Origin of the sequence: Streptosporangium sp. NPDC001681, from assembly GCF_040298085.1 — a bacterium.
GTDB lineage: Bacteria > Actinomycetota > Actinomycetes > Streptosporangiales > Streptosporangiaceae > Streptosporangium.
Window position 1 is genome coordinate 1 of record NZ_JBEOZN010000219.1, and the last position, 8,790, is coordinate 8,790.

The 8,790-nt window shown below is 67.8% G+C and carries 9 protein-coding genes; 1 reads left to right on the forward strand and 8 read right to left on the reverse strand.

All coding sequences use genetic code 11. The annotated features are described in order from the left end of the window. Nucleotides 1-317: 317 nt before the first annotated feature. Nucleotides 318-1,157: an IS5 family transposase gene (locus ABT130_RS45855; protein ID WP_350966237.1), complete on the forward strand. Its 840-nt coding sequence runs from the start codon at nucleotides 318-320 to the stop codon at nucleotides 1,155-1,157. Here the strand turns inward: ABT130_RS45855 and ABT130_RS45860 are convergent. From ABT130_RS45860 to ABT130_RS45895, 8 genes are all read right to left on the reverse strand, one after another. Further along, nucleotides 1,154-1,534 carry a hypothetical protein gene (locus ABT130_RS45860; RefSeq protein ID WP_350966238.1) on the reverse strand — a complete coding sequence of 127 codons (381 nt, stop codon included), beginning with the start codon at nucleotides 1,532-1,534 and terminating at the stop codon, nucleotides 1,154-1,156. The two genes, ABT130_RS45855 and ABT130_RS45860, sit on opposite strands and share 4 nt — an antisense overlap. Before the next feature lie 48 nt (nucleotides 1,535-1,582). Next, entirely contained in the window at nucleotides 1,583-2,416 is an 834-nt protein-coding gene (locus ABT130_RS45865) for an HTD2 family dehydratase (protein WP_350966239.1), read from the reverse strand. Continuing rightward, a complete protein-coding gene (locus ABT130_RS45870; RefSeq protein WP_350966240.1) occupies nucleotides 2,413-3,570 on the reverse strand; it encodes a CaiB/BaiF CoA transferase family protein in 1,158 nt (385 codons plus the stop codon). The genes ABT130_RS45865 and ABT130_RS45870 overlap by 4 nt, the downstream gene beginning before the upstream one ends. Before the next feature lie 6 nt (nucleotides 3,571-3,576). After that, the gene (locus ABT130_RS45875; protein WP_350966241.1) at nucleotides 3,577-4,383 is read right to left on the reverse strand and encodes an HpcH/HpaI aldolase/citrate lyase family protein; all 807 of its coding nucleotides are present in this window, start codon (nucleotides 4,381-4,383) and stop codon (nucleotides 3,577-3,579) included. Beyond that, nucleotides 4,380-5,534, reverse strand: coding sequence for an acyl-CoA dehydrogenase family protein (locus ABT130_RS45880; protein WP_350966242.1), 1,155 nt, complete (start codon nucleotides 5,532-5,534; stop codon nucleotides 4,380-4,382). Before ABT130_RS45880 ends, ABT130_RS45875 begins: the two co-directional genes overlap by 4 nt. A 13-nt stretch (nucleotides 5,535-5,547) precedes the next feature. Next, on the reverse strand, nucleotides 5,548-6,579 hold the full coding sequence (locus tag ABT130_RS45885; RefSeq protein ID WP_350966243.1) for an ABC transporter permease: 1,032 nt from the start codon (nucleotides 6,577-6,579) through the stop codon (nucleotides 5,548-5,550). After that, the gene (locus ABT130_RS45890; protein WP_350966244.1) at nucleotides 6,576-8,114 is read right to left on the reverse strand and encodes a sugar ABC transporter ATP-binding protein; all 1,539 of its coding nucleotides are present in this window, start codon (nucleotides 8,112-8,114) and stop codon (nucleotides 6,576-6,578) included. The genes ABT130_RS45885 and ABT130_RS45890 overlap by 4 nt, the downstream gene beginning before the upstream one ends. Then, nucleotides 8,115-8,790, reverse strand: a 676-nt coding sequence (locus tag ABT130_RS45895) for a sugar ABC transporter substrate-binding protein (protein ID WP_350966245.1), incomplete at its 5' end; no start/stop codon positions are given. It lies immediately after the preceding gene.

Consider the following 8,790-nt stretch of genomic DNA (forward strand, 5'->3'; position numbering starts at 1 on the left):
CAAAATGAGGATGGCCGGGACATCCAGCGTGAAGACGGCCAGGCGAGCAGAAGGCTCTGTCAAAGGGTCATCGCCTCGCGATCCGCCCTCTGAGAGGGTGTTTTGGCATGTACCGTAGGGCTTAGCTGCTTATGTCCAGCGGAGCATTCGCGCGGTTTCGTCTGGAATCTGTGCATCTATGTGCCGAGGCGAGATCGCTTCGATGTCCATTTCGTTAGATGACCTAACCCAGATTCCGTCTGGCGTGGGCTTGCCCGGGACGCGCCGTGTTTCGACAGGTGCGGAGAGCCATGGCGGTCGAAGCGTAAGGCTCAGGTATGTCCCCCCGACGCGCGTACCCTTCCGATCTTTCTGACGCCCGCTGGTCGCTGATCGAACCGACCCTGACCGCTTGGCGGCAGGTCCGGCTCGACCGACGTCCCACTGGAGCCCCTGCCCCTACCGACCTCCGTGACATCTTCGACGCGATCCTGTACGTCAACCGGACGGGAATCGCCTGGAAGTACCTGCTGCACGACTTCCCGCCCCACGCCACCGTCTACTCCTACTACGCCGCTTGGCGCGACGAGGGCATGTTCGCGCAGCTCAACCAGGATCTGACCGGCCTGGCCCGGGTGAAGGCCGGGCACGACGCGAAGCCGACGGCCTCGGTCATCGACACCCAGAGCGTGAAGACCTCCACCAACCCGCCGACCGCGACCCAGGGCACGGACGCGGCCAAGAAGATCGTGGGTCGCAAGCGCAGCGTCGCGACCGACGCGCTCGGCCTGCTCCTGGCGGTCACCGTCTGCGCCGCCTCGGTCTCGGAGAATCAAGCCGGTATGCAGGTGCTGGACCAGGCCAAAGCCGACCACCCCACGCTCACCAAGACCTGGGTCGACGCCGGATTCAAGAACCAGTTCACCGAACACGCCGCCGCTCTGGGCATCGACGCCGAGGTCGTTCCCCGCAACTCCGACATCAAGGGCTTCCATGTCCTCAAACGCCGCTGGGTCATCGAGCGGACGTTCGGCTGGCTGATGCTCCACCGCCGTCTGGCCCGCGACTACGAGACCCTACCCGCCAGTTCCGAAGCCATGATCCACATCGCAATGATCGACAACACCAGCAAGCGCATAACCGACGAAGCCACACCAACCTGGCGAGGGACGTACTAGGGCAAACAACGCAGATCAAACGCCCTCTCATAGCCGTAGTAGGCGGCAGTGTGCGCGACCGCCCGAGTCGCGGCGACAAGGACAGCCGCCGCATCGGCGACCATGATGCCGACCACCGTTCCGGCTGCGGGCGGCGCCCCAGCCCCGGCGCCAAACACCGTGCCTCCGGCAGCGACGATCTCACCGCCAGAGACTGCAAGCCCAGCGCAAGCTCCTTCAACGGTGCTGGCGAGTGTGTAATGAAGATCGAGGCGCGGCTTGACCTTGTCGGTATCTCGCAACTCCAGCTTGCCAACATGCGATATCTCGGTGACCGCGTACCCGTGCTTTGCGTAGGCATCTACCACCGCCTGGCGGCGAACGCTCGCGATCGACAAGCGGTTGACCGTGCCGCTGTTCGATCACGCGTCCGCTCCAGGAGGCCGTCACGGGTTCAGGCGGATGTAGCCCGTTGCCGTCAGGCGGCCACCATAATCCCGGATCCTCGTGTCCCAGTTTGGCTCGCCGGGACGTGCACCCACTACCAGCCCCTCATGCGCCAGGAGGGGGGCGACAAGTTTGTACTCGATTGCAGCGGCCCGACGACCCGATCGTCGTACCGCCTCCGCCATGAGGAGTGCTTGAAGGGGACCATGAGTCACCAGCCCTGCGTACCCCTCGACGTCGCGGGCGTAGTCGCGGTCGTAGTGGATGCGGTGGGCGTTGTACGTCAGCGCTGAGAATCGGAAGAGCATCGTCGGGTCGGTCTCGACCTCCCACTCCTCCCACTCCTTACGCTCCGGCGGCTGCGGTACGAACGCACGGGCTGCAGATTCGGACCCGGAGCCAGGGCGAGCGGCGTCACGGTATACGACGTCCTGCTCCTCCACCACCGCGATATCCTCTGCTTGGATGATCGTGTGTCTGACCGTCACGAAGGTCAGACGCCCCGATCGCCCCTCCTTGTCGGCGACCGAGGTGATCTCCGACCTGCGGGTGGCCTCTCGGTCCAGCATCAAGGACCGCAGCCGGGTCACCCGGCCGCCCGCCCACATTCGGCGGCGACCTGGCTCCGGCGGCGTGGGGATCACTCCCCGGACCGGATGGCCGTCCGCCCCTAGATCTGCCTGGTGCGGACACTCGAGGAGGTAGAGCCAGTGCCATAGCAATGGCAGGCCGTCTCGCTCCAGGTTCGGAGGCGCGACATCGAGCAGCCGGGCCAGGGCGACGGCCGGCGCGGGCCGCAGGATCTCCGTCCGCATCACGTGGGAGTCGCTCATCGACCCACCACATCACGAGGTGCCAGGAACTCGGCGCGGAGCAGGTCATTGTGCTCGCCGAGCCGGGGCACGGCACCCATCGGCGCCTCCTGCCCGACGATCGACGCCGGCGGTAGCAGAGCTTGGAACGAGCTGCCTGAGGTCGTCACCGTCCGCCACCGCTCTCGCGCGAGCAGCTGCGGATGGCTCAATAGGTCCGCGGGCGTGCGCATCCGGGCGCAGGCGATCCGTGCAGCGTCGAGGCGGGCGACGACCTCGTCAACGCCGAGACGGCTGAAGGCTGCCTCGATCAACGGCCGGATCGCGGCGTCGTTCGCCACCCGCTCAGGGTTGTGCGCGAAACGTGGGTCCTCGACCAGGTTCGAACGATCCAACACCTCACGACAGAGGCGTTCCCACTCCCGGTCGTTCTGGACGCTGAGGAAGACCAGCGCGCCGTCACCTGCGGCGTATGGCCCGTACGGCGCGATCGAAGCATGCCTGGCACCGGTACGGCGAGTCGCCTGTCCGCCGTACCCCGAGTAGTACGCCGGCTGCAGCATCCACTCGCCGAGCGCGTCGATCATGGCCACCTCGATCGTGGCCCCCACGCCCTGAGTGACACGTTGCAGGAGCGCGGTCAAGATACCGGAGTAGGCGTACATGCCCGTGGCGATGTCGGCGATAGAGATCCCGACCTTGCTCGGTTCCTCGCTGGTGCCCGTCGCCATCACCAGACCGGCCTCGCACTGCACGAGAAGGTCGTAGGCCTTCCGTGCGCCGTCCGGCCCTCCGGTCCCGTACCCGGAGATCGAGCAGTGGATGAGCTCCGGTCGTCGCTCGCGGAGGGTCACCGCGTCCAGTCCCAGCCGCTCGACGGCTCCGGGGGTCAGGTTCTGCACGAGGACGTCGACCCGGTCGATGATCGCGTCCAGCACCGCACGATCGGCGGCGGACTTGATGTCGAGCTCGATCGACTCCTTGCCTCGATTGAGCCACACGAAGTAACTGGACTCACCGTGCACCGTGCGGTCGTAGTCACGAGCGAAGTCCCCGGCTCCGGGGCGCTCGACCTTGATGACCCGTGCGCCGAGGTCGGCCAGTTGGCGCGTCGCGAACGGCGCCGCGACCGCCTGCTCGAGCGCCACGACCGTCACGCCGGAAAGGGGAAGCATCTGACCTCACTGGGTGTGGGAGCGCAGGATGTTCCGGGCGCGCTCGACGACGGGCTTGTCGACCATCCGGCCGTCCGGAGCACTGCTCACGGCTACTGGCGACTCGTCCTGGGCACGGAGCACCTCGCGTGCCCAGGCGACCTCTGCCTCAGCGGGCGCAAGACCTCTCGCGGCGGCGGCGAGCTGCGCCGGATGGATGCACAGCTTGCCGCGGAAGCCCAGGCTCCGCGCACGACGGGCGTCCCTCTCGACGGCGCCGGCGTCGTGGATGAGCGTGGTGACGCCATCGACCGGGGCGGGGAGCCCGGCCACCCTTGAGGCTAGGACCAGGCTGCTGCGCGCGTGGAGCAGCGGCGTCGGGTCATCCTCGACACCGAGATCGGCGGCAAGGTCCAGCGAGCCGAACGCCAGCCGCGCGACGCCCGTCCCTGTCGCAACCTCATGGACCCGATGAAGTCCCAACGCCGTCTCGATCAGCGCGACCACCGGGCCCATCCGTTCGCTGACCGCAGCCAGCACGTCCGGGGACTCGGCCTTCGGCACCATGACGCCCGTGAGCCCCTCGACCCCCTCCAGGGCGTCGAGGTCATCGGCGAACCAGGGCGACGCGGCATCGTTGACCCGCACCCAGGCACGTCCGCCGGAGCCGAGCCACTCGCGGACCGCCGAACGTGCTTGGTCCTTGTCCTCGGGGCGGACCGCATCTTCGAGGTCGAGCAGAACCGCGTCGGCACCCGAAGCGACCGCCTTACCGAACCGGTGGGCGTCAATTCCTGGGACGAACAGCCACGTCGCGGCCCCGGCCACCGTCATCGCGCCACCCGGTTGCGCGCCACGAGCTGGCGGACGATGACGTTCTTCAGGATCTCGTTGGTGCCCTCGCCGACGATCATCAGCGGCGCGTCTCGGAAGTAGCGCTCGACATCGAACTCGGTGGAGTAGCCGTAGCCGCCGTGGATGCGGACCGCGTCCAGCGCGATCTTCATCGCGGTCTCCGACGCGAACAGCTTGGCCATCCCGGCCTCCATGTCCGCGCGACCGTCGTCGTACCGGCGCGCCGCGTACTGGACCAGCTGCCGCGCCGCGGTCAGCTGGGTCACCATGTCGGCCAGGTAGTTCCCGACGGACTGGTGCTTCCAGATCGGCTGGCCGAAACTCTCCCGTTCCTGGCTGTACTTGAGCGCATCCTCCAAGGCAGCGCGGCCGACGCCGAGGGCACGGGAGGCAACCTGGATCCGCCCGATCTCGAGACCGCGCATCATCTGACCGAAGCCGCGGCCCTCCTCGGTCCCGAGCAACGACGTCGCAGGGACTCGGAGGTCGTCGAAGGCCAGCTCGCAGCTCTCGACGCCCTTGTAGCCGAGCTTGGGGAGGTCACGTGACACCGAGAAGCCGGGACCCTTCTCGACCAGCAGGATGCTGATCCCGCTGTGCGTCGGCTGCGCATCGGGGTCGGTCAGGCACAGCAGCGCGATGAGTTGTGAGCGACGGGCGTTGGTGATCCAAGTCTTCGACCCGTTGATGACGTAGTCGTCGCCGTCCCGGCGAGCGACGGTGCGCATCGCCTGCAGGTCGGATCCACCGCCGGGCTCGGTCAGCGCCATCGTCGCCCGGATCTCACCGGTTGTCATCCGCGGCAGGTAGTGGTCCTGCTGCTCCTGGGTGCCGAAGTTGACGAGGAGCTTCGCCACGACGCTGTGGCCGCCCATGGCACCGGCAAGGCTCATCCAGCCGCGCGCCAGCTCCTCGGTCACCGCGGCGTAGCAGGGCGTGGACACCCCCGCGCTGTTCCACGGCTCGGGAATCGCGAGACCGTAGACCCCCATCAACTTCATCTGCTCGATGAGCGTCTCGGGGTAGGTGTTGGCGTGCTCGAGATCCCGGACGACCGGCTTGACCTGCCGGTCGACCCAGTCCCGCACCACCGACACGATGGCGGACTCCTCGGCGTTCAGCTCGTACATCCCATGCTCCTATCTATCGCCGGGCCGCGCCGGTCAGGCGACGGTGGGTCAGCAGCGACGAGACCGCGACTGCCACGATGACCGCGCCACCGTTGAACACCGGCTCGACCCAGTCCGCGGCACCGGCCAGGGTCAGGCCGTTGATGCTGATAGCCACGAAGAACACGCCGACGAGCGTCCCGGCGACGGTGTAGCGGCCGGGCCGGATCGTCGTCGAGCCGAGGAAGATCGCCGCCAGAGCAGGCAGCAGGTAGCCGACGCCGACGCCGGAGGCCGCGCTGCCGGTACGGGCGAGCAGCAATGCACCGGCCAGGCCGGCGAGCGCACCCGACGCGACGAAGCTGAGGGCGACCGTCCGCTGGACCGGGAGGCCGACGAGGTGCGCGGCCGACTCATTGACTCCGACCGAGAGCAGCCGCCGGCCGAAGACCGTCAGGCCCAGCAGGAACGACACGCCCAGCGCGACCGCGACCACGAGGACTACCGGCCGCGGAACGCCCAGCCAGAGTCCGTTCCCGAAGTTCGTGAGCGCCTCGGGCACACCCACGATCGTCCGGTAGCCCGACCAACTGGCGGCCACCCCGCCGAGCAGGGTCGCCATCCCCAGGGTGATGACCAGCGAGTTCGCACGGCAGTAGGCGACCAGCACCCCGTTGGCCAGGCCGATGATCGCGCCGGTCCCGACGGCGAGGCCAATGCCGACCAGGATGGGGAGGTCCATCGAGGTGGTGGCCTTGGCCGCCGCGATCGACGTCAGCGCGACGATCGCCCCGACCGAGAGGTCGAATCGGTGGGCGACCAGCGGGATCAGCGCGGCGAGCGCGACCAGGATCAGCACCGACTCGTTGGCCACGATGTTGCGGAAGTTCGATGTGGTCAGGAACGTCGCCGAGGTCGCCGGGTTGATCGCGAAGTAGGCGGCCACTGCCGCCAGCAGGATCACGAGCCCGAAGCGCTCGGCGACGCGCAGCAACGCGGTGAACGGTTGACGCTGCGACATCTCCTCGATGTCTGGACTCACGGCGTGGCCGTCATGCGATGTCATTTCGGTGCCTTCTCATGCTGGTAGACGTTCTCGAAGATCCAGTGCCGCGTGATGCGGTCACCCGAGGCCTCGCACGTGACCCGACCGTCGACGAGGACGATCACCCGGTCCGCTAGGTAGAGCAGCTCGTCGAGGTCCGAGGTCGCGAGGAGCACGCCTGCGCCAGCGGCGACTGCGGCGTCGATCTGTGCGTAGATGTCGGTCCGTGCGCCGACGTCAACCCCCTGCGTCGGCTCGTCGAGGAGCAGCACAGCTGGGGAGGTCCTCATGGCTCGGGCAATGATGGCCTTCTGCTGGTTCCCCCCGGAGAGCCTGGAGATGGGCGCATCGATAGCCCCCTTGATCCCGTAGGCAGCCACGTCCCGCTCGGCGTCGCGGCGTTCGGCGGAACGGCGCAGCCACCCGCCGCGTCGGTACCGACCGACCGTGGTCGCCGAGAGGTTGTCGGAGACCGAGAGGCTCTGGAACGCCGCATCGCGACCCCGTTCCTCGGGGACCATGGCCAGCCCCTTGGCGATCGCGTCCGCGACGTGGCCTCGACGCACGGGCAGGCCGGCTATCTCCAACGACCCGCTGCGGGGGCGGACCGCGCCGAAGATGTTCTGCAACAGGCTGGTTCTACCGCTTCCGACCAGTCCGGCCAGGGCGACGACCTCGCCAGAGTTGACATCGAACGAGATGTCCTTCAGGGGGCCGCCGGTGAGTCCGCGCACCGACAGCACCACGTCGTCCGACGCGGTGCGGCCCACCCGGTTGACGTCCTCGGGAGCATGTCCGGCGATGCTGGCGACCAGGCTGGCTCGATCGTGCTCCGCGGCCGGGCGGGTGTCGACGTGTCTTCCGTCGCGGAGCACCGTGATCGTGTCGGCGTATGTGAGCACCTCGTCGAGGCGGTGCGTAACGTAGAGGATGCTCTGTCCCTGCTGGCTATAGGACTTCAGCCGCCGCAGCAGCCCCTCGACCTCGTCCGCAGGCAGGCGGGTCGTCGGCTCATCGAGGACGAGGAGCCCCACCCCTCCAGCGTCACGGTCGCGGAGGCACCTGGCGATCGCGACCAGCGTCTGATCGGCCGGTCGCAGGTCGCGAACAGCTGTCCGCGCGTCGACCTCCGCACCGAGACCGTCCAGGAGTAGCTGCACGGAGCGGTGCGCCTCCCCCCAGTCGAGCCCGCCGGCCCTGCGCGGGTACGACAACCCAGCCAGGACGTTCTCGGTGACGGTCAGCTGCGGGAACAGGCCCAGGTCCTGATGGACGAACCTGATGCCGGACTCCCGCGACCAACGTGGCGAGAGTCGCTCGACGTCGAAGGTCGCGCCGCCCAGCTGCAGAGACCCGCCCCGATCGGCGCCGTACACGCCCGCGAGGATCTTGATCAGCGTGGACTTGCCCGATCCGTTACCGCCGACCAGAGCGTGGAAGTGACCGGGCTCGATCGAGAAGCTGACGTCGGCCAAGGCTCTCGTGCCCGGGAAGGTCTTCGACACCCCGACGAGCGACAGCGCGCTCGCCGAGGCGTCGACGGTGGCGTCGAACATTCAGTCCACGCCCCAGATCTTCTTGTAGTTTCCCTGGTAGTTCGACGACTTCGGGTTGCCGTCGTAGACATCTCCCTCTGGGAGGTGGTCAGCGTCCATGCTTCCGATACCCGTGCCAGAGTTCACCTGGTCGACACCGGCGAACAGGCGGTTCAGCCCGTCGGCGGCGGCCCAGCCGGTCCACGTCAGCGGTCGACCGACCGCGTACGACTGGGTCCCCTTACGGATCAGCTCGATCGACGAGGGCACGCCTTCGTTGCCGGTGAGCAGGAGTCCGTCCCGACCGCTCTTGCGGGCCTGGTCGACTGCGGCGCCGACGCCCAGGGTGATCGCGGAGTCTGCGGGAACCATGACCACGTCGGCATTCGGGTGCTTCTGCAGCGCTGCCGTGGCCTTGCCCTGGAGCTTGCCACCGAAGAGGTCACCGGCAGTGAATGGGACCTCGTGCACGAGGCAACCGCCGCATTCGGCGAGCCGCTCCGCCTGCGAGTCGCCGACGAGCCGGAGGGTGGCATTGTCGTCCTGGCGCATCAGGATGATCTCGGCCTTGCCGTCGGTCTCGGCGATCACCCAGTCGGCGATCGTCGGGCCGACGAAAGTGCTCATGTAGTCCTCGTACGAGATCAGGTCGTCGTTGAACCGCAGGTATTCGTCGAACAGCGGCTTTCCGCCGCCG

Bases quoted from the DNA above. Each gene is read 5' to 3' on its own strand.
- ABT130_RS45890 (WP_350966244.1), bottom strand. From the start codon at position 8,114: ATGTTCGACGCCACCGTCGACGCCTCGGCGAGCGCGCTGTCGCTCGTC.
- ABT130_RS45885 (WP_350966243.1), bottom strand. From the start codon at position 6,579: ATGACATCGCATGACGGCCACGCCGTGAGTCCAGACATCGAGGAGATG.
- ABT130_RS45875 (WP_350966241.1), bottom strand. From the start codon at position 4,383: ATGACGGTGGCCGGGGCCGCGACGTGGCTGTTCGTCCCAGGAATTGAC.
- ABT130_RS45855 (WP_350966237.1), top strand. From the start codon at position 318: ATGTCCCCCCGACGCGCGTACCCTTCCGATCTTTCTGACGCCCGCTGG.
- ABT130_RS45865 (WP_350966239.1), bottom strand. From the start codon at position 2,416: ATGAGCGACTCCCACGTGATGCGGACGGAGATCCTGCGGCCCGCGCCG.
- ABT130_RS45880 (WP_350966242.1), bottom strand. From the start codon at position 5,534: ATGTACGAGCTGAACGCCGAGGAGTCCGCCATCGTGTCGGTGGTGCGG.
- ABT130_RS45870 (WP_350966240.1), bottom strand. From the start codon at position 3,570: ATGCTTCCCCTTTCCGGCGTGACGGTCGTGGCGCTCGAGCAGGCGGTC.